At 71.3% G+C, this 23,205-nt stretch carries 22 protein-coding genes; 13 read left to right on the top strand and 9 right to left on the bottom strand.

Features of this window, described 5'->3' with window-relative positions; all coding sequences use genetic code 11:
- The first annotated feature begins 170 nt into the window (after nucleotides 1-170).
- From RS86_RS19565 to RS86_RS19555, 3 genes are all read left to right on the top strand, one after another.
- Nucleotides 171-1,634 carry a GuaB1 family IMP dehydrogenase-related protein gene (locus RS86_RS19565; RefSeq protein ID WP_045273922.1) on the top strand — a complete coding sequence of 488 codons (1,464 nt, stop codon included), beginning with the start codon at nucleotides 171-173 and terminating at the stop codon, nucleotides 1,632-1,634.
- 137 nt (nucleotides 1,635-1,771) lie between these two features.
- Nucleotides 1,772-3,085 carry a hemolysin family protein gene (locus RS86_RS19560; protein ID WP_045273921.1) on the top strand — a complete coding sequence of 438 codons (1,314 nt, stop codon included), beginning with the start codon at nucleotides 1,772-1,774 and terminating at the stop codon, nucleotides 3,083-3,085.
- Entirely contained in the window at nucleotides 3,082-4,143 is a 1,062-nt protein-coding gene (locus tag RS86_RS19555) for a hemolysin family protein (protein ID WP_045273920.1), read from the top strand. Before RS86_RS19560 ends, RS86_RS19555 begins: the two co-directional genes overlap by 4 nt.
- Before the next feature lie 133 nt (nucleotides 4,144-4,276).
- On the opposite strand, the gene RS86_RS19550 is transcribed toward RS86_RS19555, so the two are convergent.
- Entirely contained in the window at nucleotides 4,277-5,344 is a 1,068-nt protein-coding gene (locus RS86_RS19550) for an NADH:flavin oxidoreductase/NADH oxidase (protein ID WP_045273919.1), read from the bottom strand.
- A 108-nt stretch (nucleotides 5,345-5,452) separates the two neighbouring features.
- On the opposite strand from RS86_RS19550, the gene RS86_RS19545 reads away from it, so the two are divergent.
- From RS86_RS19545 to RS86_RS19525, 5 genes are read left to right on the top strand one after another with little or no spacing between them, the layout of a single operon-like run.
- Entirely contained in the window at nucleotides 5,453-6,442 is a 990-nt protein-coding gene (locus RS86_RS19545) for an ADP-dependent NAD(P)H-hydrate dehydratase (RefSeq protein ID WP_082076914.1), read from the top strand.
- Nucleotides 6,439-7,797 (top strand): hypothetical protein, encoded by a 1,359-nt coding sequence (locus RS86_RS19540; RefSeq protein ID WP_235281845.1) that lies wholly within the window; start codon nucleotides 6,439-6,441, stop codon nucleotides 7,795-7,797. Before RS86_RS19545 ends, RS86_RS19540 begins: the two co-directional genes overlap by 4 nt.
- Nucleotides 7,797-8,129 (top strand): thiamine-binding protein, encoded by a 333-nt coding sequence (locus RS86_RS19535; protein WP_045273918.1) that lies wholly within the window; start codon nucleotides 7,797-7,799, stop codon nucleotides 8,127-8,129. Before RS86_RS19540 ends, RS86_RS19535 begins: the two co-directional genes overlap by 1 nt.
- Before the next feature lie 9 nt (nucleotides 8,130-8,138).
- Nucleotides 8,139-9,380 (top strand): MFS transporter, encoded by a 1,242-nt coding sequence (locus RS86_RS19530; RefSeq protein ID WP_045273917.1) that lies wholly within the window; start codon nucleotides 8,139-8,141, stop codon nucleotides 9,378-9,380.
- A 60-nt stretch (nucleotides 9,381-9,440) separates the two neighbouring features.
- A complete protein-coding gene (locus RS86_RS19525; RefSeq protein WP_045273916.1) occupies nucleotides 9,441-10,094 on the top strand; it encodes an NUDIX domain-containing protein in 654 nt (217 codons plus the stop codon).
- Between the two features lie 65 nt (nucleotides 10,095-10,159).
- Here the strand turns inward: RS86_RS19525 and metX are convergent, their stop codons facing one another.
- The 3 genes from metX to RS86_RS19510 all read right to left on the bottom strand — a co-directional run bounded on the left by metX (nucleotide 10,160) and on the right by RS86_RS19510 (nucleotide 14,114).
- The gene (metX, locus tag RS86_RS19520) at nucleotides 10,160-11,368 is read right to left on the bottom strand and encodes a homoserine O-acetyltransferase MetX (protein ID WP_045273915.1); all 1,209 of its coding nucleotides are present in this window, start codon (nucleotides 11,366-11,368) and stop codon (nucleotides 10,160-10,162) included.
- 160 nt (nucleotides 11,369-11,528) lie between these two features.
- The gene (locus RS86_RS19515; protein ID WP_045273914.1) at nucleotides 11,529-12,512 is read right to left on the bottom strand and encodes a hypothetical protein; all 984 of its coding nucleotides are present in this window, start codon (nucleotides 12,510-12,512) and stop codon (nucleotides 11,529-11,531) included.
- A gap of 279 nt (nucleotides 12,513-12,791) precedes the next feature.
- Nucleotides 12,792-14,114, bottom strand: a complete 1,323-nt coding sequence (locus RS86_RS19510; RefSeq protein ID WP_045273913.1) for a bifunctional o-acetylhomoserine/o-acetylserine sulfhydrylase — start codon at nucleotides 14,112-14,114, stop codon at nucleotides 12,792-12,794.
- Between the two features lie 239 nt (nucleotides 14,115-14,353).
- Between RS86_RS19510 and RS86_RS19505 the strand changes: the two genes are divergently transcribed.
- The 5 genes from RS86_RS19505 (at nucleotide 14,354) to RS86_RS19485 (ending at nucleotide 18,057) form a co-directional block, all read left to right on the top strand.
- Entirely contained in the window at nucleotides 14,354-15,166 is an 813-nt protein-coding gene (locus RS86_RS19505; RefSeq protein ID WP_045273912.1) for an SDR family oxidoreductase, read from the top strand.
- Between the two features lie 2 nt (nucleotides 15,167-15,168).
- Nucleotides 15,169-15,888: a Type 1 glutamine amidotransferase-like domain-containing protein gene (locus RS86_RS19500; RefSeq protein WP_045273911.1), complete on the top strand. Its 720-nt coding sequence runs from the start codon at nucleotides 15,169-15,171 to the stop codon at nucleotides 15,886-15,888.
- Complete coding sequence (locus RS86_RS19495; protein WP_045273910.1) at nucleotides 15,888-16,577, top strand: uracil-DNA glycosylase; 690 nt, start codon at nucleotides 15,888-15,890, stop codon at nucleotides 16,575-16,577. The genes RS86_RS19500 and RS86_RS19495 overlap by 1 nt, the downstream gene beginning before the upstream one ends.
- Entirely contained in the window at nucleotides 16,574-17,134 is a 561-nt protein-coding gene (locus RS86_RS19490; RefSeq protein ID WP_045273909.1) for a GNAT family N-acetyltransferase, read from the top strand. The genes RS86_RS19495 and RS86_RS19490 overlap by 4 nt, the downstream gene beginning before the upstream one ends.
- Nucleotides 17,135-17,226: 92 nt before the next feature.
- On the top strand, nucleotides 17,227-18,057 hold the full coding sequence (locus RS86_RS19485; protein ID WP_152642240.1) for a hypothetical protein: 831 nt from the start codon (nucleotides 17,227-17,229) through the stop codon (nucleotides 18,055-18,057).
- Between the two features lie 32 nt (nucleotides 18,058-18,089).
- Here RS86_RS19485 and RS86_RS19480 read toward each other — a convergent pair whose 3' ends face one another.
- Genes RS86_RS19480 through RS86_RS19460 form a run of 5 tightly spaced genes read right to left on the bottom strand, consistent with a single transcriptional unit; the run spans nucleotide 18,090 to nucleotide 23,100 of the window.
- A complete protein-coding gene (locus RS86_RS19480) occupies nucleotides 18,090-18,884 on the bottom strand; it encodes an ABC transporter ATP-binding protein (protein WP_045273907.1) in 795 nt (264 codons plus the stop codon).
- Nucleotides 18,881-19,669 carry an ATP-binding cassette domain-containing protein gene (locus RS86_RS19475; protein WP_045273906.1) on the bottom strand — a complete coding sequence of 263 codons (789 nt, stop codon included), beginning with the start codon at nucleotides 19,667-19,669 and terminating at the stop codon, nucleotides 18,881-18,883. Before RS86_RS19475 ends, RS86_RS19480 begins: the two co-directional genes overlap by 4 nt.
- Complete coding sequence (locus RS86_RS19470; protein WP_045273905.1) at nucleotides 19,666-20,592, bottom strand: ABC transporter permease; 927 nt, start codon at nucleotides 20,590-20,592, stop codon at nucleotides 19,666-19,668. Before RS86_RS19470 ends, RS86_RS19475 begins: the two co-directional genes overlap by 4 nt.
- Nucleotides 20,589-21,542: an ABC transporter permease gene (locus RS86_RS19465; RefSeq protein ID WP_045273904.1), complete on the bottom strand. Its 954-nt coding sequence runs from the start codon at nucleotides 21,540-21,542 to the stop codon at nucleotides 20,589-20,591. The genes RS86_RS19470 and RS86_RS19465 overlap by 4 nt, the downstream gene beginning before the upstream one ends.
- A gap of 10 nt (nucleotides 21,543-21,552) precedes the next feature.
- On the bottom strand, nucleotides 21,553-23,100 hold the full coding sequence (locus RS86_RS19460; protein WP_045273903.1) for an ABC transporter substrate-binding protein: 1,548 nt from the start codon (nucleotides 23,098-23,100) through the stop codon (nucleotides 21,553-21,555).
- Nucleotides 23,101-23,205: the final 105 nt, after the last annotated feature.

Below are 23,205 nucleotides of genomic sequence, written 5' to 3'. Positions count from 1 at the left end.
GGTATGGCCACTCATCCGGGTGTCAAGCCTAACGTGTCGGAGGTGCGGTGCGGGCGTGGATCGCGGCGTATGGCAGGACCTTTCGCCGCCGCCCCGTCCCAAGGTCGTCCCCGGCGGTCCGCCGGACGCGATCCCGAGGCGATCCGGGCGGGGGCGGCTACCCTGAGAGCATGCAGTTCTCCGGCGAAGCACCCATGGTCGACCTCACCTACTCCGACGTGTTCCTGGTGCCGCGCCGCTCGGACGTGACGAGCCGCCTCCAGGTCGATCTCGCACCGCAGGACGGCACCCCCGCCACCATCCCGCTCGTGTCCTCGAACATGAACTCGGTGACCGGTCCTCGACTCGCGGCGACCCTCGCGCGCCGTGGCGGTATCGGCGTGCTGCCGCAGGACATGCCGCTGCAGGATCTGGATGAGGCGATCCGCTGGGTCAAGCGCCAGCCGGTGTCCTGGGACACCCCGCTCGTGCTCTCGCCGCTGGCCACCGTGGAGGACGCGCTCCGGCTGCTGCCGGTCACCGACGGCCACGGCATCGTGGTCGCCGATGCACCGGGCGGACCGGACGGCCTGCACGTCGACGCGATCCACGGGATTCTGCCCGCGGTCCGCCTCGCGACCGCGCTGCGGGATGCACAGCTGGGCGACCTGGTCCGTGCGGACTCGCCGTCGCTCGACGCGGAGGACATCGCCGACCCTCGTGCCGCTTTCGACGCGATCACCGCCGTGGAGGCCGAGATGGTGTGCGTGCTCCAGCACGGGCACCTCGTCGGCACTCAGACCGCGCGCGGCGCGCTGCGCTCCACGCTGTACCGTCCCGCGGTCGATGCGTCTGGGCGCCTCGCCGTGGCCGCGGCCGTGGGCATCAACGGCGACGTCGCCGCCAAGGCCAAGGCCCTCGCAGCGGCCGGGGTCGATGTCCTGGTGGTCGACACCGCACACGGCCACCAGGAGGGCATGCTCCGTGCCCTGCGCACGGTGTCGGCGCTCGAGCTCGGCATCCCGATCGTCGCGGGCAACATCGTCACCGCCGACGGCGTGCGCGATCTCGTCGAGGCCGGCGCATCGATCCTGAAGGTCGGCGTCGGACCGGGCGCGATGTGCACCACCCGCATGATGACCGCGGTCGGTCGTCCGCAGTTCTCCGCCGTGCTGGAGACCGCGCAGGCCGCCGCCGAGCTCGGCGCGCACGTGTGGGCGGACGGGGGAGTGCGCTACCCGCGCGACGTCGCCCTCGCGCTCGCCGCAGGAGCCGCGTCGGTCATGGTCGGATCCTGGTTCGCCGGCACGATCGAGGCGCCGGGCGAGCTGCAGATCGACGCCGAGGGGCGCCTCTACAAGGAGTCCTGGGGCATGGCCTCGACCAAGGCGGTGCAGGCGCGCTTCGGTCGTCTCGACGCCTACGAGCGCGCACGCAAGGAGCTGTTCGCCGAGGGCATCTCGTCCTCGAAGATCTATCTGGATCCGCTCCGTCCCGGCGTCGAGGACCTGCTCGACATGATCACCTCGGGCGTGCGTTCCTCCTTCACCTACGCCGGCGCCTCGTCCGTACCCGAGTTCCACGAGCGCGCTCTGGTCGGCCTGCAGTCCGCCGCGGGCTACGAAGAGGGCAAGGCGCTGCCGGTCAGCTGGTGAACGCATCCGGGATCGGGCATCCGCTCAGCTTCGCCTCCTCAGCCGCACAGTAGAATCGTTCGCACCATGGACGACCCTCCCTCGTGTAGTACATCGCCCCACTGCCTGCTCTCCGCTTCGTCGGAGGTGACACCGTGATGGATTACATCTGGTTGGGCGTGGGGCTTCTGCTCATCGTGGGGACGGGACTGTTCGTCGCCAGCGAGTTCGCACTGGTCAACCTCGACCGCGCCGATCTGGAGGCGCGACGGGATCGCGGCGAGAGCCGTCTCGGCATGACCATCGCTGCGCTCAAGATCACGTCGACGCATCTGTCGTCGGCGCAGCTCGGCATCACGCTCACGACGCTGCTGACCGGTTTCACGATGGAGCCGGCGCTGTCGAACCTGCTCCGTCCGGTGCTCGGTTCGTGGGGGATCCCCGAGGCGGTCACGGTCACGATCGCCGTGATCGTCGCCATGACGATCGCCACGACGCTGTCGATGATCCTCGGCGAGCTCGTCCCGAAGAACTTCGCGCTGGCGCTGCCGGTGGCCACGGCCAGGGTCGTCATCCCCTTCCAGACCGCGTTCACCGTGGTGTTCCGCCCCATCGTCTCGGTGCTGAACGGGAGCGCCAACGGCGTGCTGAGGGCGATGGGCATCGAGCCCAAGGAGGAGCTCAGCGGTGCCCGCTCGGCGGAGGAGCTCAGCTCGCTCGTGCGCCGTTCCGCGAGCGCCGGCCTGCTCGAGGAGGACACCGCGACGCTGCTGGATCGCAGCCTCGGGTTCGCCCGGCTGACCGCGGGCGACGTGATGACCCCGCGGCCCAGCATGCACGCGATCGCCGCGGCGGATTCCGCCGACGACGTCATCGGCCTCGCCCGGCGCACCGGCCACAGCCGCTTCCCCGTGTTCGACGAGGACCTCGACGACATCACGGGCGTCGTGCACCTGAAGGCGGCCGTGTCGGTGCCGCGTGATCGCCGCACCGAGGTGCCGGTGGGCGCGCTCGCCTCCGAGCCGCTGCGGGTGCCGGAGACCGTGCACCTCGACGCGCTCGTGGCGGAGCTGCGCGGCGGCGGGTACCAGCTCGCGATCGTCGTGGACGAGTACGGCGGCACGGCCGGGATCGTGACCCTCGAGGATCTCGTCGAGGAGATCGTCGGCGAGGTGTCGGACGAGCACGATCGCAGCAGGGCAGGCGTCGTGAAGGGCCGCGACGGGATCACCTTCCCCGCGGAGCTGCGCCCCGACGAGCTGCGCGCGAGCACCGGCATCGAGGTGCCGGAGGGCGACGTGTACGACACGATCGGCGGTTACGTGATGAGCGTGTTGGAGCGCCTGCCCAAGGCCGGGGACGAAGTGCCCGTGCCGGGCGGCATCCTGCACGTCGTGCGCATGCAGGGCCGCCGGGTGGATCGGGTCCGCTTCACGCCTGAGGCAGCGACCGAGGAAGGGGGCGAGCGATGAGCGACTGGGCCGGAATCGCATGGCTGTTCGTGCTGCTCGCCTTCAACGCGTTCTTCGTCGCGGCGGAGTTCGCGGTGATCTCCGCGCGCCGTTCGCAGATCGAGCCGCTCGCCGAGCGCGGATCCCGTTCCGCGCGCACCGCCCTGTACGCGATGGAGCACGCCACGCTCATGCTGGCGACCTCGCAGCTGGGCATCACCGTGTGCTCGCTGCTGATCCTGAACGTCTCCGAGCCCGCGATGCACCACCTGCTCGCCGCGCCCCTGGGCGCGCTCGGTCTGGCGGAGGGGGCGGTCGACGCGATCGCGTTCATCATCACGCTGGTCATCGTGTCGTTCCTGCACGTGGTGTTCGGCGAGATGGTGCCGAAGAATCTCGCGTTCTCGGTGCCGGACAGGGCCGTGCTGATCCTCGCGACGCCACTGGTGTGGATCTCGAAGATCTTCTATCCCGTGATCCGCGCGCTGAACGCCACGGCCAACGGCGTCGTGCGGCTGTTCCGCGTCGAGCCGAAGGACGAGGCCGCCTCGACGTTCACGCTCGACGAGGTCGCCACGATCGTGGACCAGTCCCGGCGCGAGGGCATGCTCACCGACTCCGCGGGCACGGTCAGCGCGGTGGTGGAGTTCACGGATAAGGACGCGAGCGACGTCGCCGTGCCGCTCGCGGGCCTCGTGACGCTGCCGCTCGGCGCGACCCCTGACGATGTCGAGCGTGCCGTCGCCAAGCACGGCTTCTCGCGCTACGTCATGGTCGATCCCGAGGGCGTGCCGGTGGGCTACGTGCACCTGAAGGACGTGATCCGCTCTGCCGAGGGACCGGATGCGGCGGCGCGCGCGGCCGCGCCGATCCCCGCGAAGCGGATCCACCAGATGGTGCCGATGCAGGAGGACACCGACCTTGAGGACGCGCTCGCGATCATGCGGCGTGCGGGCCGCCACCTCGCGCAGGTGCGCGACGCGGCCGGTGAGACGACGGCGATCCTGTTCCTGGAGGACATCATCGAGGAGCTCGTCGGCGAGGTGCGCGACATCACCCGCCGCGGCTTCGGCCGCTGATCTGCGCTCGCTCAGGAACCGTCCTGTGATCGGTCCCTGAGCGAGCCGAAGGGCGCTGCGCTCGCTCAGGAACCGTCCTGTGATCGGTCCCTGAACGAGCCGAAGGCGAGACGAAGGGCGCTGCGCTCGCTGCTCAGCGCCAGCGGGCGCGCAGATACTGGTCGGGCCAGGCGATCTCGTCGCCGAGCTCGTGGGCGGCGCGCAGGCCGAAGTGCGAGTCGCGCAGCCACTCCCGCCCGGCGAAGATCGCGTCCGCGGAGCCCTCGGCGAGCACGGCCTCGGCCTGCGCGCCGCTGGTCAGCAGCCCCACCGCGGAGGAGGGGATGCGACCGCCCTGGCGCACGGCCGCGGCGAGCGGCACCTGATACCCCGGATGCACCTCGATGCGCTGGTGCGCGACGAGTCCGCCGCTCGAGACGTCGATGAGGTCCGCGCCGTGCGCGACCGCCCAGTCCGCCACGATCGCTGCCTCGTCCGGCGTGAAGCCGCCGGGGGCATGGTCAGTCGCCGAGATCCGCACGAACACGGGAACCTCGTCGCCCGCGATCCGGCGCACCGCCTCGGTGACCTCGAGCAGCAGGCGGGCCCGGTTCTGCAGCGATCCGCCGTACGCGTCCTCCCGGCGGTTGCTGAGCGGCGAGAGGAACTGGTGCAGCAGGTAGCCGTGCGCGCCATGGATCTCCAGCACATCGAAGCCGGCGTCCAGAGCGCGGCGCGCGGCGGAGGCGAAGGCGGCGATGACGCCGGCGATCGCGGTGGCGTCCAGGGCGTCCGGCGCGGCGAACCCCTCGAACGGGATCGCCGAGGGCGCGACGGTCGTCCAGCCGCCATCGCCGGCGGGGACGGAGCCGTGCTCCTGCGCCCACGGCCACCACGTCGAGGCCTTGCGGCCGGCGTGGGCGAGCTGCACCCCGATCCGCGCGCCGCGCGCGTGCACGGCGTCGACGATCGGCCTCCACTCGTCTCGCTGGGCATCGTTCCACAGGCCGGTGTCGCGCGGACTGATCCGGCCCTCCGCCACGACGGCGGTTGCTTCTGCCACGACGAGTCCGGCGCCGCCCGAGGCGAACTGTGCGAGATGCGTGTGGTGCCACTCCTGCGGCACGCCGTCGACGGCGCTGTACATGCACATGGGGGAGACCCACAGGCGGTTGCGCAGGGTGAGGGAGCGGATGGTCAGCGGGGAGAACAGGAGGCTCACGGGACGACGCTACCCGTCGTGGAGGGGGTGCAGGCGCGCGAGGTCCGGATCCGCCCTGCGACGTCCCGGCGGCGGCGCGCACAGCCTCGGCCCAGTACCTTTGATCCCATGCCTTCTCCGTCCGCCGGCGCGTTCGACGCGCAGAGCCGCCGCGTGTGGACGGGCCGCGACGTCCGCCGCCTGCTGCGCGTGCCGGGCGACCGCGACGACAAGCGCAGCCGCGGCGTCGTGGCTCTGCGGACCGGATCCGACGCGTATCCGGGTGCGGCGGTGCTCGGCGTCGAGGGCGCCTGGCGCGCCGGGTGCGGCTACGTGCGCTACGTCGGTCCCCGGCGCGCGGCGGACCTCGTGCTCGCGAGGCGACCGGAGACGGTCGCGACCACACCCGACGCGGACGCGGTCCTCGCCGACGTCTGGGTGATCGGATCCGGCACCGACGCCACGACTCGCCCCGATTCCGAGACTTCGGCGCTGCGGGCGCTGCTGGCGGGGTCGGATCCCGTCGTCGTGGATGCGGGTGCGCTGGATCTGCTCCCCGCGACCGCCGCTCCCGTGATCGCGACCCCGCACGCGGGGGAGTTCCTGCGACTGCGGGCGACCGTGGGACTCGCCGGGCTCTCCTCCGACACGCTGCAGGATCCCGCCGCGCGCGCGGAAGCGGTGCGCGAGACCGCTGAAGCGCTGGGCGGCGCCGTGCTGCTCAAGGGCGCCACCACGCTCGTCGCCGACGCCACGGCCGTGATCGCCGTCGGGACCGGAACGCCCTGGCTCGCGACCGCCGGGACCGGAGATGTGCTGGGCGGCGTGCTCGGCGCGATCGTCGCCGCGGACCGCGCGGCGGGCGGGACGACCTCGCTCGCCGAGCTGGCGGCCACGGCCGCGTGGCTGCACGGCGTCGCCGGGCGGATCGCATCCGGCACCGAGGCGGCGTCCGGCGCCGGAGAAGGGGGTCCAGCGCATCCGATCGTCGCGCTCGACGTCGCGGACGCTCTGCCGGCGGCGGTCGCCCTGGTGCTCGGCGAGGACCAGGGCAGCGAGCACGACGAACACCGCGAACACATCGAACACCACGAAGAGACCGAGGAGGGCCGCGCGTGAGCGGTGCCGAGCCGACGGGCGCGACCCGTGCCGAACCGACCAGAGGCGCCACCGGGCGCGCATCCGCGGCCCTGCGCAGGGCCGGTCTGCCGCTCACGGTGCTGTGGCTCGCGTTCGTCGTCGCGCACCTCTATGTCGCGATGATCGGGTGGAGGATGCCCGCGCTGCCGATGGGCGACACGGTCTTCGTGTACGAGCCGTGGGCGAGGAACGCCCTCGGCGGAGGAGCGATCGTCGGCGTCACGGAGAGCTGGGTCTACCCGCAGCTCGCCCTCGTGCCCATGCTCATCGCGCAGGGGCTGTCGCAGCTCATCCACCCGCTGTTCCCCGGGTCGTACGCCGTCGGCTCCGCAAGCTACGTCGTCGCCTGGTCGATCCTGGTGACGGCGCTCGATGCCGTGGGATTCGCGTTCCTGCTGCGCGGAACCGTGGCACGCCGCAGCCGGATCCGCCGCGGCGCCGCCCTGGTCTGGATGATCGCGCTCGTGCTGCTCGGCCCCATCGCGATGTTCCGGATCGACGCGATCACCGTGCCGCTCGCGATCATCGGCGGGCTGTGGCTGTTCTCCCGTCCTGCGGTCGCGAGCGCGCTGTTCACGATCGGCGCCTGGATCAAGATCTGGCCCGGCGCGCTGTTCGTTGCGGCGCTCGCGCTGCTGCGCGGCCGGATCCGCATGATCGTCTCGGCCGCGATCGTCACGTTCGTCGTCGTGCTGGGACTCGTGCTGCTGGGCGGGTCCAGGAACCTGCTCGGCTTCCTCAGCCAGATGAGCGGCCGCGGCCTGCAGATCGAGGCGGTCGGTGCGACTCCGCTGCTGTGGCTCACCCAGGTCGGAGTGACACGCATCCAGTACGACCGCCAGATCCTGACCTTCCAGCTCGCCGGCCCTGGCGTCGACGTCGTCGCCGCGCTGCTCACCCCGCTCATGGTCGTGGGCGTGATCGCTGTGGCGGCGCTCGCACTGTGGAAGCTGCGCGCCGGGGCTTCGGCGCGGCGCCTGCTGCCGGCGACCATGCTCGCCCTCGTCGCGATCCTGATCGCGTGCAACAAGGTGGGCTCGCCGCAGTTCCAGGTGTGGATGCTCGCCCCGCTCGTGCTGTGGTGTCTGTTCGACGGCCCCCGGGTGCGGATCCCCGCGATCCTCGTGCTCCTCGACTACGCGCTCACCCAGGCGGTCTACCCTGTCGTGTACGACCATCTGCTGGCGGCCGAGGCACTGCCGATCGCCCTGCTGAGCGCCCGCAACATCCTGGTCGTGGTCATCTGCGTGATCGCGATCCGCGCGATCGTGCGCACCCCGGTGCGTCGCGCCTCGTCCCTCGCCCCCGAACTCCCCGATACCCGGAGGTCCTGATGCTCGTCGCCTTCTCCGTCGCCCCCAGCGGATCCGCCCCCGAGCGCTCGGAGAGCGCCGACGCCTCGGTGCACGACGCCGTCGCCGCCGCCGTGGCGGTGGTCCGCGCCTCCGGGCTCGCGCACCGCACCACGAGCATGTTCACCGAGATCGAGGGCCCGGACTGGGACACGGTCATGGACGTCGTCAAGCGCGCCACCGAGGCCGTCATGCCGTTCGGATCCCGCGTGTCCCTCGTTCTCAAGGCCGACATCCGCCCCGGCTACACGGGCGAGATCGAGGGCAAGATCGAGCGCCTCGAGCGCGCGATCGAGGACTCCGGCAACCTCTAAGCTGGACGGATGAAACCCTCGAGCCTCTCGAGGGGTGCGGCGAAGCGGGCGCTCCTCTCCCTCGCCATCGGCAGCTTCGGCATCGGCATGACCGAGTTCGTCGCCATGGGCCTGCTCCCGAACATCGCGCAGGATCTGCTGCCGGAGCTCTGGGCGCAGAACCCCGATGAGGCGATCGGCCGCGCCGGCATCCTGGTGTCGCTCTACGCCCTGGGCGTGGTGCTCGGCGCCCCCACCATCGCGGGCCTCGTCGCGCGCTTCCCGCGCCACAGGGTGATGATCGGCCTCGCGATCGCGCTCACCCTCGGCAACGGTCTCGCCGTGGTGCTGCCGACCTTCGAGACGGTCGGACTCGCGCGCTTCATCGCGGGGCTTCCGCATGGCGCCTACTTCGGGATCGGCGCCCTCGTCGCCTCCGACGTGCTCGGCCCCGGCAAGCGGGCCAAGGGCGTGGCGTTCATCCTGACCGGTCTCACGATCGCGAACGTGGTCGGCGTGCCGGCGGGAACCTATCTCGGGCAGCACGTCGGCTGGCGCAGCGCCTTCCTCGTCGTGACGATCGTGTTCGCGATCGCCACGGTGTGTATCGCGTTCTTCGTGCCAGAGCACGAGGGGGATCCCGGCCGTACGTTCCGCTCCGAGCTGCGCGTGTTCCGCCGCCCCCAGGTGTGGTTCGCTCTCGGCACCGGGGCCATCGGCTTCGGGGGATTCTTCGCCGTCTACAGCTACATCGCGCCGGTCGTCACAGAACGCGCCGGAGCGCCGCAGTGGATGGTGCCGGTCACGCTCGTCGTGTTCGGCCTCGGCATGACGGTGGGCAACCTGCTCGGCGGGTACTTCGGCGACCGCAATCTGCGCCTCACGCTGCTCGTGGGGCTCGGCGCGATGTCCGTGGTGCTCGTGCTGCTCGCGATCCTGTCGTTCTCGATCTGGCTGCTCGTGCCGCTCTCGTTCGTCATGGCGCTGCTCTCCTCGATCCTGAGCCCGGCGATCCAGACCCGGCTCATGGAGGTCGCAGGCGACAACCAGTCGATCGCCGCGGCGCTGAACCACTCCGCTCTGAACATCGGCAACAGCCTCGGCGCCTTCCTCGGCGGACTCGTGATCGCATGGGGATGGGGCTTCGCCGCGCCGTCCTGGGTCGGGGCCGGGCTCGCCGTCGTCGGACTCGGCGTCGCGATCACCTCCTACTCCGTGCAGCGCCGCTTCCACACCGAGACGGGATCCGTACGGGTGCGCGACCTGGTCTGAGCCGGTTCGGATCGCAGGCACGCTGAGGCGCACGCACCCCGTGCGACCTAGCATGGGCGGATGAGCTCCGCCGAAGACGAGGACCTGCCCGTCGCGGGCACCGCGGTGATCCTGCGCGACGGGGCGCGCGGGATCGAGGTGCTGCTGATGCGCCGTCCGGACCGCGGCTCGTTCGCGCGCGCCTGGGTGTTCCCCGGCGGGATGCTCGAACCCGGAGACCGCGTCGCGGGTGCGGAGGAGAGCGAGGATGCCGGACGGGCAGCATTGCGCGAGACCGCCGAGGAGGTGAGGCTGGCCCTGGAACGGCTCGTGCTGCTCTCGTGCTGGGTGCCGCCGGAGGGGATCCCGAAGCGCGTGCGGACCTGGTTCTTCCTCGCGGAGGATCCCGGTACAGGGGCGGTCGCGGCGGAGGACGAGGCGGTGGACGTGCGCTGGTTCGCGCCGGACGCGGCCCTGGCCGCGAACGATGCCGGCGAGATCTCGCTCATGCCGCCGACCTGGCGCACACTGCACGGGTTGCTCGGCGCGGCCACGGTGCAGGAGGCGTTCGCCCTCGCGCGCGTGCCGGATCCCGCCGTCTTCCGGACGCGGATGGAGCCCTCCGAGAACGGCAGGATCTTCTACTGGGACGGCGATGAGCTCGCCGGGGGAGCACCCGGCGCGCGCCATCGGCTCGTCGCGGAGAAGCCGGTGTGGCGGTACGAGCGGGTCTGAGCCGCTCGGGTCCGTGAGCGCCGTGAGCGCCGTGAGCCCTGTGAGCCGGGCCGTGGCGTCGTCGTTCAGGACGCGAGCAGGCGCCCCAGGTGCGTGCCGACGTCGTCGGTCTCGATGAGGAAGCCGTCGTGGCCGAAGTCGCTCGCGAGTACGACGGCCTCGTTCCCGTCCAGCGTGTGCGGGATGCCGCGGGCGATGCGGTGCTGGCCGTCGACCGGGAACAGCCGGTCGGTGTCGATGCCGAGCACGAGAGTCGTCGCCGTCACCCGCTTGAGCGCGTCCTCGACGCCGCCGCGGTCCCGCCCGATGTCGTGCGAGTTCATCGCCTCCACGAGCGTCAGGTAGCTGTTCGCGTCGAACCGCCGGGTGAACTTGTTGCCGTGGAAGTCGAGGTAGCTCTCGACCGCGTAGCGTCCGCCCTGACCCAGCGGCGACACGTCGGACTGCCAGGAGCGCTGGAACCGCTGATTCAGCTCGATCGGGCTGCGGTAGTTCAGCAGGGCCATGCGCCGCGCCAGGGCGAGGCCGCGGTGCGGGCCCTCGCCGACGGGCGCGTCGTAATACTCGCCGCCCGCGAAGCGCGGATCCATCCGCACCGTCTCGAGCTGCACGAAGTTGAGGGCGAGCTGGTCGGCGGTCGTGATCGGGGGAGAGGACAGGATCGCCAGCCGCTCGACGCGCTCCGGATGGCCGACGGCCCACTCCAGGGCGTGCATGCCGCCCATGGATCCGCCGATCACGGCGCCCCAGCGCGCGATGCCGAGCGCGTCCGCCAGCAGCACCTGTGCGGCCACCTGGTCGCGGATCGTGAGGTAGGGGAAGCGCGAGGCCCACTCGTAGCCGTCCGGCGCGATGCTCGCGGGTCCCGTGGATCCCTGGCATCCGCCCAGCATGTTCGGGGCGATCACGAACCACTTGTCGGTGTCGATCGCGCAGCCGGGGCCGACGATCTCGCCCCACCATCCGCTCGTCGCATGCCCGCGGCCGGCCTCGCCGATCACGTGGCTGTCGCCGGTGAGCGCGTGCAGGATCAGGATCGCGTTGTCGCGCGCCTCGTTCAGCTCGCCCCAGGACTCGTACGCGAGCCGGATCAGCGGCAGCTCGGCCCCGCCCTCGGTGCGGAACGGCCCGAAGGCCTCGAACCGGCGGTCGCCCGCGGGATCCCCGTCGCGCCAGGCGCCGGTGGACGGCGGGCGGGCGCGCAGCAGGCGGGCGTCCGCCTCCGACACGCGCGCCGAGGGCACCGTGTCCTCCGAGGTCGTCTGCCAGTCCATGGATCCATTCTCCCGGGTGCCGGACGGTGTGCGCGGAAGGTTACGGTCCCGCGGGTGTCGGGACGTGTTGCGTCGGCGCCCCCTCGCAGCATCCGCGCCCCCTCGCGGATGCGTCCCTCCGCGGGGGCATGGATGCTCAGAGGGGGCGTCGAGGCCTCCGTCAGGCGGGCGGGCGGACGCCGAAGGCACGCAGGCGGGCCGCGAGCGCGTCGGGAGAGCGGACGTGGCGGTCCTCCCAGCGGGCGAAGCGCCAGCCGGTGACGCCCCGGACGTCGTCCTCTCGACGCTTCTCCGCGAGCACCGCGTCTTCGGCGCTGCGCGTGCGGCGGATCTCCGGATCCACGTACTTGCCCCGACCGTCGAACTCGCCGAAGACCCGGTTGTGCGGGAAGCCGAAGTCGATCCAGTACTCGTCGCCCTCGGATCCGATCACGTGTGGCTGGAGCTCGAGGCCCGTGAACCCGATGCGGTGCAGCTGCAGCCGGCTGACGCTCTCACCCGGCAGCTGAGCGCGGCCATCCGCGAAGTCGAGGATCCAGCGCGCCCGGCGGACGCCGCGGGAGCGGACGGCGGCGGCGCGCAGGGACATCCGCCGGTGCCAGTCGGCGGCGCGGTCGGGATCCTGGCGATGTCCCTCGACGGCGACGCGTCTGAGCGCGGCGTCGGCTGCGGACAGCCCCGCCCCGGGCGGGGTCGTGCAGGCGAGGTCGAGTACCGTGCGGTCAAGCGAGGTGCACCGGATTCCGTCGATGTCGACGATGTCCGCGTCATCGATCCCGACGCCGTGCTGTGCGATGCCCGCGCGGGTGCGACCGTGCCGCGCACCGAGGACGACCGTGTGCACCTTGTGTGGGGTGAGGCGGTAGAGGGGCAGGCCGAGGAGGACGGCCGCGGAAGGTCCCCAGAACACGGGACCAGGGGGATCCGCGTTGAGGTGGGCCGCCATCACGGCGAGGAGGTGACGACCCTCGCTCCAGAGATCGTCGTGCGTCGCCGCCTCGACGTAGCGGTCGCGCCGCACCCGGATCAGCCGGCGTTCGGCGACCAGAGAGCGGATCTCCCGCGGGGTGGATCCGGAGTCGAGAAGCTCTTCGCGCGTCTTCAGCAGATCGCGTGCCTGCGTGAGGCCGATGGTCGTCTTCATCCGCGTAGCCTGCCCGCCGGCGCACGCGGGCGGCGCGCTGCCTCCGTGATCCGTGCGAAACCCGCGTGGACGCAGGCCTGTGCGGACCGATCGCCTCCGCACGACCCGCCTGGCGTCGACGCCCCCTTGCAGTGTCGGCGCCCCCGCGCAGGTACGCATCTCAGAGGGGGTGTGGATCCTCAGAGGGGGCGTCGGCGCACAGTGCGGGCGGAGTGAGCGCACACGAAAGCGGGGGTGTCCGGATCCGAGGACCCGGGACACCCCCGCTCAGGGACGTGGTCAGGCGCGGGCGGCCTCGGAGACCTTGCGCGCGGCGATGAGGGCCTGGTCGAGGTCGGCCTTCAGGTCATCGATGTTCTCGAGGCCCACCGAGAGGCGCACGAGACCAGGGGTGACACCCGCGGTGAGCTGCTGCTCCGGGGTGAGCTGGGCGTGCGTGGTGGAGGCGGGGTGGATGACGAGCGAGCGCACGTCGCCGATGTTGGCGAGGTGGCTGAACAGGGAAAGGCTGTTCACGAACTCGCGGCCGGCGTCCACGCCGCCCTTCAGCTCGAACGACAGCACGGCGCCGACGCCCTTGGGGGCGTAGGTGTTCGCCGCCGCGTACCAGGGCGAGGTGGGCAGACCGGAGTAGTTCACGCTGGCGACGTCGTCGCGGCCGTCCAGCCACTCGGCGATCTCCTGCGCGTTCTGCACGTGGCGCTCGATGCGCAGCGACAGCGTCTCGATGCCCTGGATGAGGTTCCAGGCGCTCTGCGGGGCGATGGCCGATCCGAGGTCGCGCAGCAGCTGCACGCGGGCCTTGATGATGTAGGCGAGGCCGTCGCCGACCGCGGCGGTGTAGCTGGCGCCGTGGTAGGAGGGGTCCGGCTCGGTGAGTCCGGGGAACTTCTCCACGTTCTGCGACCAGGCGAAGGATCCGCCGTCGATGATCGCGCCGCCGATCGTGGTGCCGTGGCCGCCGAGGAACTTGGTGACGGAGTGCACGACGATGTCCGCGCCGTGCTCGAACGGACGGATCAGGTACGGGGTCGCGATCGTGTTGTCCACGATGAGCGGCACGCCGGCCTCGTGCGCGGAGTCAGCGACGCCCTTGATGTCGAGGACGTTGATCTGCGGGTTGCCGATCGTCTCCGCGAAGAACAGCTTCGTGTTCGGGCGGACCGCGCGGCGCCATTCCTCGATGTCGTCCTGGTTCTCGACGAACGTGACGTCGATGCCGAGCTTGGCGAGCGTGTACTTGAAGAGGTTGTAGGTGCCGCCGTAGATCGAGGAGCTCGAGACGAAGTGGTCCCCGGCCTGGGCGATGTTGAGGATCGCGAACGTCGACGCGGCCTGCCCGGAGGCGAGCACGAGGGCGCCGGTGCCGCCCTCGAGCGCGGCGAGGCGCTGCTCGAGCACATCCTGCGTCGGGTTCTGGATCCGGGTGTAGATGTTGCCGAACTCGGCCAGGGCGAACAGGTTCGCCGCGTGGTCCGCGTTGTCGAACACGTACGACGTGGTCTGGTAGATCGGAGTCGCGCGAGCCTTCGTGACGGGGTCCGGCGCGGCGCCGGAGTGGATCTGCTTGGTCTCGAAGCGCCAGTTCTCCGCAGCGGTCATGATGTCTCCTTCATGGATGCGCGACACCGGAACCGCGTCGCAGGGCAGGTGGGCCGTGGTTCCTCGACGGGTGCGAGGACCGGTGGCGTTGCATCGAGAGTACGAACAGGTGGGCGCTGTCAACAAGGCGCGAGAAATGTGACGTAACACGCCCCGGCCGCGGAATCCCGCGGATCGACCGAGGCGATCCGGCGCGATCGGTCGTCGAAGCGCGCTCGCGGATCCCGTAGCGTTGTCGCATGGCGAACAGCGTGACGAACGACGGTCCCCAGAACAGCAGACGCGCGGTCGTGACGGGCGCGAGCACCGGGATCGGCGAGGCGACGGTACGAGCGCTGCGTGCGAGCGGCTGGGACGTCGTGGGGGTCGCCCGCCGCGAGGACCGTCTGCAGGCGCTCGCCGCGGAGACCGGGTCCACCGCGTACGCGGCCGACCTCACCGATGCGGAGCAGATCGCTGGTCTCGCGGAGCACCTCGCGGAGACCGGTCCGCTGCACGCGGTCGTGCACGTCGCCGGTGGCGCCCGCGGCACGGAGCGGGTCGAGGATGGATCCGCGGAGAAGTGGCGGTGGATGTTCGAGGCGAACGTGCTCGCCGTGCAGCAGCTCACGGCGGCGCTGCTGCCGCAGCTGCGCGCTGCGGCGGGGGACGGCGGCCACGCCGACCTGCTGTTCCTCACCTCGACCGCCGCACGTCAGGCCTACCCTGGCGGATCCGGCTACAACGCGGCGAAGGCCGCGGAGTCGATGATCCCGCAGGTGCTGCGCCAGGAGCTCAACGGGGAGCCGATCCGGGTGACCGAGATCGCGCCGGGCCTCGTGCACACCGAGGAGTTCACCCTGCGCCGGCTCGGCGGGGACGAGGTCGCCGCCGAGGCGGTCTATGCGGGCGTCGAGGCGCCGCTGGTCGCGGAGGACGTCGCCGACGTGATCGCCTACGCCCTGAACGCGCCGGGGCACGTGAACCTCGACCTCGTCGTGATCCGCCCCGTGGCACAGGCCGCCGCGCACCTGCTCGCACGAGGGCCGCTGCGCCCGCGAGGAGAGGACTGACCGTGGGAGTGCACCTGGTCGGCGGCGGGTTCGGCCGCGCCGCGTACGCGCCGTTCACGGCGGAGGCGACGGCGCTCGCCGCGGCGGCGGGACGCGAGCGGCCGTCCGTCGTGGTGGTGACCGTGCGCGAGGACGCATCGACGAAGCATGCGGGCGACCTCCTGGACGCGCTCACCGCCGACGGGGCGACGCCCATCGACGCCACCGTCGTGACCGTGGGACTGAGCGACGTCGTGGATCCCGGCGTGTTCGACGGCGTCGACGCGATCGTCATCGGCGGGGGCCTGACCCCCGCCTACCACTCGGCGCTCGAGGCCGGATACGACGTCATCCGCACCGCGGTGCAGGGCGGCACCCCGTACCTCGGTTTCTCGGCCGGCGCCATGATCGCTGCCGAGCGCGCGATCCTCGGCGGCTGGCGGATCGGAGAGGTGGCGATCGCCCCCGAGGAGACCGCGGAGGACCTCGACGAGATCACGGTCGTCTCCGGGATCGGTCTGGTCGACGTCGCGATCGACGTGCATGTCGCGCAGTGGGGCACGCTCAGCCGCCTGATCGCCGCGACCGAGGCGGGCGCGATCGACGGCGGCCTCGGGATCGACGAGAGCACGGTGCTCATCGCGGACGCCGAGGGCCTGCGGATCGCCGGCGAAGGCAGCGTCTGGCGCGTGTTCGCCGGCTCCGAGGGCGTGACCGTCTCGAGCGACCGGGCGGCGCTCTGATGCCGAAGTCGCTGGCCGAACTCGCCGCGGACGGTCGGCTCGACGAGGGCTGGGCCGAGGCGCTCGCCCCCGTCGCCCCGCTCGTTGCGGAGCTCGGCGACCGGCTCCGCGCGGAGACGGCGGCGGGACGGGGCTATCTGCCCGCCGGTGAGAACGTGCTGCGCGCTTTCTCCCGCCCCCTCGCAGACGTCAAGGTGCTCATCGTCGGACAGGATCCGTATCCCACCCCGGGGCATCCGATCGGGCTGTCCTTCGCGGTGGACCGGTCCGTGCGGCCGCTGCCGCGCAGCCTCGGCAACATCTACCGGGAGCTCGAGACGGACCTCGGCATCGCGCCGGCGCCGCACGGCGACCTCTCGGCGTGGAGCGACCAGGGCGTCATGCTGCTGAACAGGGTGCTCACGGTGCGCCCCGGCACGCCCGCCTCGCATCGTGGGTGGGGCTGGGAGAAGGTCACCGAGCTCGCGATCCGCGCTCTCGTCGCGCGGGACGTCCCGCTCGTCGCGCTTCTGTGGGGCCGTGACGCCGAAGGCCTTCGGCCCATGCTCGGCGAGACCCCGATCGTCGCCTCGGCGCATCCGTCGCCGCTCTCGGCGAGCCGCGGATTCTTCGGATCCAGGCCGTTCTCCCGCGTCAACGCGCTGCTCGAGGAACAGGGCGCCGCCCCCGTCGACTGGAGGATCGCATGAGCGACGCCCCGGCTGTCCCGCAGACGCCCGCCGCGGCGGAGACGCCGCAGCCGGCGCCCGCCGCGGGCATCCGTGCGGCGCGGACGGAGGACCTCGCCGCGGTCCGCGACATCTACAACCACTACGTTCGCACGAGCACCGTCACCTTCGACGAGGAGGAGACGGAGCTCGCGGTCTGGGAGCACAAGCACGAGCTGCTCGCATCGACCGGATTGCCCTTCCTGGTCGCGGAGGACGCCGCCGGCGTCGTGCTCGGCTTCGCGTACGCGCAGCACTGGCGTGCGAAGTCGGCCTATCGGTTCAGCGCGGAGAACACGATCTACCTGAGCCCCGACGCCGCAGGGCGCGGACTGGGGAAGGCCCTTCTGGAGGCGCTGCTGGACGCGTCGGCCAAGGCGGGTCTGCACGAGCTCATCGCGGTCATCGAGCCGACGGCGGCTGCGGCGTCGATCGCCCTGCACCACCGGTACGGCTTCGTGGACGCCGGGCATCTGAAGGGCGTCGGCGTGAAATTCGGCCGCACCCTGGACGTGCTGTTCCTGCAGAAGTCGCTGTAGGGCTCAGCGCCCTGCGCGAGCCCGCCTCCGGGCGAGCCGAACGAGTACCGTAGTCGGCGCACAGGAGTCTTGTGAGGCCGTACATTGGGCGGATGATCGATGGCGACCGGATCCGCTCGGCCTTTTCGGCGGGCGACTATCCGACACTGGTCGCGCTCGTGCGTGCCGCGGCTTCGCCGGAGGCGATAGCCGGTCTCGATGGGCCTCTGCCACGCGAGATCGCAGTGGAAGCGGTCGGCGAGATTCAAGGCGCGGCGAGCGACGCGGAGGCGATGTTCCTTCTTGGCACGGCGCTCTGGGAGGTTCCGGGGTCGGAGCTTCTCGCAATGGCGATCATGCGATCGGCGGTCGAGGCGGGATCCCAAGAGGGGGTGCTGGTGCTCGCGGAGGCTCTCGAGTGGTTCGGAGCTCATGAGCAGGCGATTCCGTTGCTGGAGAACGCGCGGCGCCGTGGAGCGGGCGAATCCGCCAAGATCGCTGCGCTGCTCGGACGAGCCAGGAACACGATCGGGGAGGGCAGCGCCGATGTCGAGGCATTGCTGCGCGAGGGAGCGACGGAACACCCGTGGGCAGGGGTGGAATACGCCAAGGTCCTCAGGGCGAGGGGCGCATACCAGGAAGCCGCCGCAATACTCCAGCCACTCGTGCAGCAGCAGGAATATGGGGCTGCGCTGCTTCTGGGCAACCTCCTCTGCGATGAGCTGCACGACCAGGCCGGCGCGATGAACGCGTACCTGGAGGGCATCGCGACGGGAGATGCCTTCAGCGCTCTGAACCTCGCGATCATGCTGTGGCAGCGTGGAGACGCGCTCGAGGCGGATCGTTTCCGCAGACTCGCTCGCGAGATGGGGGATCTGACCGAATGGCCGGATGAGGACTTCTGGGGTGAGGGCGGTCCCGGCGGCGACGGTGGTGGCCACTAAGAGATCGACTCGTTCGCTTTCGGGCTCGTTCCTCAGCGCCCCGGGATGACCGGGATCGCCGCGAGCAGCCGCTTCGTGTAGTCGTGCTCCGGGTGGTGGAGCACCCGCGCGGTGGGACCGTGTTCGACGATGCGTCCGTCCTTCATCACGGCGACGTCCTCGCAGAGGTTCTGCACCACACCGATGTCGTGCGAGACGAGCACGAGGGTCATTCCGTCGCGGCTGAGCGCCCTCAGCAGGTCGAGGATCTGCGCACGAACGGTGACGTCCAGGGCCGACAGCGGCTCGTCGCCGATGAGGATCCTGGGACGGTGCGCGATCGCCCTGGCCAGAGCCACGCGCTGGCGCTGGCCGCCGGAGAACTCGTGGGGGTAGCGCGATGCCGCCTCGGCGTCGAGGCCGACCTGGGCGAGCACCTCGGCGACCCTGGCGCGGTGATCGCCGTCGATGTCCAGCGCGCGCAGCGGCTCCGACACGATCCGGCCGACGGACTGCCGCGGGTCCAGCGAGGCGTACGGATCCTGGAAGACGAGGCCCGTCTCGCGGCGCAGCCAGTGCAGCGCCCTGGCCGAGGCCGTCGCGTCCACCGGGCGTCCGTCGACGTGGACGGTCCCCGAGGTCGGGCGGTCGAGCCCCAGCAGGAGCCGGATCAGCGTGGACTTGCCGGATCCGGATTCGCCGATGATGCCGAGCGCGCGGCCGGCCGTCACGTCGAGGTCCACATCGTCGAGCGCGACGGTGCGGGCGCGCCGGGCGAACGGCTCCTTCCGGGCCGCGAGATACTCCCGGCGCAGCCCGCGGGCACGGATCAGCGGGTTCTCGGTCATCCCTCGTCCTCCCCACGCCACAGGGTCGCGGTCGCGTCGCGCAGCAGGCCCTGCGTGATCGGCGACGTCGGCGCGGTCAGCACCGTCTCGAGCGGCCCCGACTCGACCACGCGGCCGTCCGCGAGCACCACGGCGTGCGTGGCGACCTGCGCGAGCACCGCGAGGTCGTGCGTGATGAACACGAGCGACATCCCGTCCGACTCCACGAGCGAGAGCAGGAGTATCAGAACGCCCGCCTGGATCGTGACGTCGAGGGCCGTGGTGGGTTCGTCCGCGATGAGCAGGCGAGGGTGCGCGGCGAGGGCGATCGCGATCGCGGCGCGCTGGCGCTGACCGCCGCTCAGCTGATGCGGGTAGCGGTCCACGATGCGCTCGGGGTCCGGCAGCGCGACGCGGGCCGCCTCCGCGACGGTGCGGACCCTGGCGGCGCGGCGATCGATGCGCTCGTGGATCCGGATGGTCTCCGCGATCTGGCGGCCGATCGTGCGGATCGGGTTGAGTGCCGTCCGCGGCTCCTGGAAGACCATGCCGATCTCGTCGCCGCGGATCTCGGCGAGCTCGCGGTCGGGCAGGTCGAGGATCTCGCGGCCGTTCCAGCGCACGCTTCCCGAGGCGGAGGCGCCGTCGGGCAGCAGTCCCAGGAGTGCGAGCGCCGTGAGCGACTTGCCGGATCCGGACTCGCCGATGAGGCCGACGCGCGCGCCGTCCGGCACGGCGAAGGAGACGCCGTCGACGACCCTGCGGCCGTCGATCTCGATGACGAGGTCGGTCACCTCGAGCGTCATGCGGTCACCTCCGGGAGTCGCGGCTGGCCGGCGCGAGCCTGACCGGCCGGACGCCGTCCGGCGCGCAGCGTGGGATCGGTCGCATCGCGCAGCGCGTCGCCGAGCAGGTTGAACGCGAGCACCGTGATCGTGATCGCGAGCCCGGGCCACACCACGGTGAGCGGGTGGATCTGGATGTAGCGCTGCAGGTCGGCCAGCAGGATGCCCCAGGACGGATCGACGACCGACGCGCCGAAGCCGAGGTACGACAACCCGGCCTCGGCCAGGACGGCTGTGGCCATGGCCCAGCTCAGCTGGACGATGAACACGGGGGCGATGTTGGGCAGCAGGTGCTGCACGAGGTTCTGCAGGGGGCTGAGCCCTGACGCCTTCCCCGCGATGACGAAGTCGCTGTGCTGCACGCGGCGCAGCTCGGGGCGCGTGACCCTGGCGACGTTCACTCCGAAGCCGATGCCCACCGCCCACACCACGACCCAGAGGGATCCGCCCTGCACCGTGGAGATCAGCATGGCGATGATCAGCACAGGGAAGGCGATCAGGACGTCGACGAGCACCGCCACGGTCTCGCGCACCCAGCGCGCAGTGAGGGCGCCGAGCGCGCCGAGCGCGAGCCCGATCAGCGTCGCGACCACGCCCGCGCCGACCGCCACGAGCACGGTCGTGCGGGATCCGGCCATGATCAGGCTCAGGATGTCCCGGCCGGTGAGGTCGGTGCCGAGCAGATGCGGCCACCCCGGGGGCAGCCAGCGCGACGCCACGTCGGTGGCGCGGGGGTCGAACGGCGTCCAGAACAGCGACACCAGGGCGGTGGCGAGGATCGCGGCCACGACGACGAGCCCGAACACCCCGGGGGCGGAGGAGAGGAGGCGTCGCAGCACGCTCGACCGGCCCCGGGGGCTCGGGGAGACCTGGTTTCCGGTCATTCGTCGACCTCCCGCTGCCGGGGGTCGAGAGCGCGGTGCACGAGGTCGACGACGAAGCCGATGATGAGCACCATGCCCGTGAGCACGAGCAGCTCGCCCTGCACCTTCACGAGGTCGCGCGTGCCGACGTCGGCGACGAGCATGCGCCCGATCCCCGGCAGCGTGAACAGCTGCTCGACGACCACGGATCCGACGATGATCCCGGCGACCTGGATGCCGAGCACCGTGATGATCGAGAGGCCGACCGCGGGAAGCCCGTGCTGGATCAGCGCGCGGTTGCGGGTGAGGCCCTTCGCCGCAGCCGTGCGCACGAAGTCCTGCGACGCCGCCTGAAGGGTCGCGCTGCGCACGAAGCGCAGCAGCAGCGCCCCCTCGATCGCGCCGATCGTGAGCGCGGGGAGGATCAGCGACTGCAGCGCGGCGCCCGGATCCGCCCAGCCTGCGCGGGGGAAGCCCTGCGCCGGCAGCCAGCCCAGCCACACCGCGAACACGACGACGAGCATCATGCCCGCCCACACGACGGGGACGGCGGCGATCGCCTGCGCCGCGGTGTTCAGCGCCGTGCCGGCGGCTCGCCCTCGCAGCATGGCGGATCCGATGCCCAGCGGTACCGCGATCACGAGGGCGACGAGCAGTGACAGCGTCGCGAGCGGCACGGTCACCTGCGCCTTCTGCGCGAGCTCGGCGGCGACCGAGGCGCCGTTCAGCTGCGACGTGCCGAGGTCCCCGTGCAGCACACCGCCGATCCAGCCCAGGTACTGCAGGACGAGCGGCTGATCCAGCCCCAGGGCCTTGCGGATCGCGTCGACCTGCGCCGGCGTCGCCTTGTCGCCCGCGAGCAGCTGCGCCACGTCTCCGGGGAAGACCCGCAGGGCGAGGAAGATCAGGACGCTCGCGACGAGGAGCCCCGCGATGAGCAGGGCTCCTCGGGTGAGCGCATAGCGGAGCACAGAGCCGAGGCTACTTCGAGACGGTCACGCCGCGCAGGTCGAGCCGCGAGTTGATCGAGTCCTTCGGGAAGCCGTTCACGCCGGGGCGCACCGCGGTCAGCGTCTGATCCTCGTACAGCCAGTCCGCGGCGGCGTCCTTGGCGACGATCTCGGCGGCCTGGGAGAGCAGGTCTGCCGACTTCTTCGGGTCCAGCTCTGTCTGCGACTGGGCGTAGAGCTTCTGCACCTCGGGGTTGTTGTAGCCGAAGTAGTAGTCCGGGTTGGCGAAGTTGCCGAAGTCGCGCGGCTCGACGTGCAGCACGAAGCTGAGGTCGTAGTCGTGCTTGGTGAAGACGGTGTCCAGCCAGGCAGGGAACTCGACCGAGTTCACCTTGAGGGTCACGCCCACCTTCTTGAAGTCGCTCGTGAGCAGCTGCGGCACCGTGGAGCCGTAGAACGAGGGGATCGTGAGCGTGAGCGACAGGTTCTCCTGGCCGGCCTCCTTGAGCAGCGCCTTGGCCTTCTCCGGGTCGTAAGGCGCCGTGCTCGACAGGTCCTTGTAGCCGGGGTCGAGCTGGGGGATCGGGCCGTACAGCGTGGTGCCGACGCCACGGGCCTCGATGATCGCCTTGTGGTCGATCGCCAGCCGCAACGCCTCGCGGACGCGCTGGTCGTTCAGGGGCGCCTTGGCGTTGTTGAACGCGAGAGTGCCCTTGTCGGTGGTCTTGCCCTTCGTGATGGCGAACTTTCCATCGAGCTGCGGGGCGAGGTTCGCGTCGACCGCGGTGAGCACGTCGAGAGTGCCGCTCTGGGCGGCGTTCACCCCGGCGGTGAAGTCGGGGATGTAGTCGAACACGATGCTCTTCACACCCGCCTTCGTCCCCCAGTACTCGTCGTTGCGGGCGAAGGAGAGCGAGTCGCCCTTCTTCCACTGTGTGAGGGTGAACGGGCCTGTGCCGTTCTCGGCGGCCTGCAGATCCGTCGTGTCGCCCTTCTGGAACACGAGGCCCGCCGTGCCGGTGAGGCTGAACAGGAAGTTCTGGCTCGGCTGGCTCAGCGTGATCACGACGGTCTTGTCGTCCTTCGCCGTGATCGAGGCGACGCCGGCGAGATCGGCGTGCCCCTGCACGGTCTTGTCGTCCTTGGCGGTCTGCAGCGATGCGACGACGTCGGCGGAGGTGAGCTTCGCGCCGCTGTGGAACGTGATGCCGTCGTTGAGCACGAACGTATAGGTGAGCCCGTCGGACGAGATCTCGTGGCTCTTCGCGAGCCGGTCGATGATCTTGTTGTCCTGGGTGCGGCTCACCAGGCCCTCGTAGATGTTGTCGACGAGCACCTGTTCGAGCGCGGCGCCGCTCGTGTGCCGGATGTCGAGGCTCGACGGCTCGAGCACGAGCCCCACGGTGAGGGCGGCGTTCGCGTCGACGGCGCCCGCGGTGCCGCTTCCTGACGGAGCGGGGGATCCGGTGCAGGCGGACAGCATCAGGGCGGCGGCCGTCAGTCCTGTGACCAGGGCGATGGCGGCGCGGCGCGGCGCGCGGGGCCGGCGCGAGGCGAGGGCGGCGCGGGTGCGGTGCATGCGGGGGATCCTCTCGGGAGGTGCTGCGGTGCGGTGCGAATGGTGCTGTGCGAATGGTGCTGTGCTGCGGGTCGTGCTGTGCGGTCGAGCCTAGGACGGCGTCTC

It is taken from the genome of Microbacterium azadirachtae, from assembly GCF_000956505.1.
GTDB lineage: Bacteria > Actinomycetota > Actinomycetes > Actinomycetales > Microbacteriaceae > Microbacterium > Microbacterium azadirachtae_A.
Note: the sequence above shows the minus strand (reverse complement) of the source record. Positions and strands in the feature narration are given on the sequence as shown.

What these genes read in the sequence shown, in the direction of transcription:
- RS86_RS19565 (WP_045273922.1), top strand. Translation starts at nt 171, where the DNA reads ATGCAGTTCTCCGGCGAAGCACCCATGGTCGACCTCACCTACTCCGAC.
- RS86_RS19560 (WP_045273921.1), top strand. Translation starts at nt 1,772, where the DNA reads ATGGATTACATCTGGTTGGGCGTGGGGCTTCTGCTCATCGTGGGGACG.
- RS86_RS19555 (WP_045273920.1), top strand. Translation starts at nt 3,082, where the DNA reads ATGAGCGACTGGGCCGGAATCGCATGGCTGTTCGTGCTGCTCGCCTTC.
- RS86_RS19545 (WP_082076914.1), top strand. Translation starts at nt 5,453, where the DNA reads ATGCCTTCTCCGTCCGCCGGCGCGTTCGACGCGCAGAGCCGCCGCGTG.
- RS86_RS19535 (WP_045273918.1), top strand. Translation starts at nt 7,797, where the DNA reads ATGCTCGTCGCCTTCTCCGTCGCCCCCAGCGGATCCGCCCCCGAGCGC.
- RS86_RS19530 (WP_045273917.1), top strand. Translation starts at nt 8,139, where the DNA reads ATGAAACCCTCGAGCCTCTCGAGGGGTGCGGCGAAGCGGGCGCTCCTC.
- RS86_RS19525 (WP_045273916.1), top strand. Translation starts at nt 9,441, where the DNA reads ATGAGCTCCGCCGAAGACGAGGACCTGCCCGTCGCGGGCACCGCGGTG.
- metX (WP_045273915.1), bottom strand. Translation starts at nt 11,368, where the DNA reads ATGGACTGGCAGACGACCTCGGAGGACACGGTGCCCTCGGCGCGCGTG.
- RS86_RS19515 (WP_045273914.1), bottom strand. Translation starts at nt 12,512, where the DNA reads ATGAAGACGACCATCGGCCTCACGCAGGCACGCGATCTGCTGAAGACG.
- RS86_RS19510 (WP_045273913.1), bottom strand. Translation starts at nt 14,114, where the DNA reads ATGACCGCTGCGGAGAACTGGCGCTTCGAGACCAAGCAGATCCACTCC.
- RS86_RS19505 (WP_045273912.1), top strand. Translation starts at nt 14,354, where the DNA reads ATGGCGAACAGCGTGACGAACGACGGTCCCCAGAACAGCAGACGCGCG.
- RS86_RS19495 (WP_045273910.1), top strand. Translation starts at nt 15,888, where the DNA reads ATGCCGAAGTCGCTGGCCGAACTCGCCGCGGACGGTCGGCTCGACGAG.
- RS86_RS19490 (WP_045273909.1), top strand. Translation starts at nt 16,574, where the DNA reads ATGAGCGACGCCCCGGCTGTCCCGCAGACGCCCGCCGCGGCGGAGACG.
- RS86_RS19485 (WP_152642240.1), top strand. Translation starts at nt 17,227, where the DNA reads ATGATCGATGGCGACCGGATCCGCTCGGCCTTTTCGGCGGGCGACTAT.
- RS86_RS19480 (WP_045273907.1), bottom strand. Translation starts at nt 18,884, where the DNA reads ATGACCGAGAACCCGCTGATCCGTGCCCGCGGGCTGCGCCGGGAGTAT.
- RS86_RS19475 (WP_045273906.1), bottom strand. Translation starts at nt 19,669, where the DNA reads ATGACGCTCGAGGTGACCGACCTCGTCATCGAGATCGACGGCCGCAGG.
- RS86_RS19470 (WP_045273905.1), bottom strand. Translation starts at nt 20,592, where the DNA reads ATGACCGGAAACCAGGTCTCCCCGAGCCCCCGGGGCCGGTCGAGCGTG.
- RS86_RS19460 (WP_045273903.1), bottom strand. Translation starts at nt 23,100, where the DNA reads ATGCACCGCACCCGCGCCGCCCTCGCCTCGCGCCGGCCCCGCGCGCCG.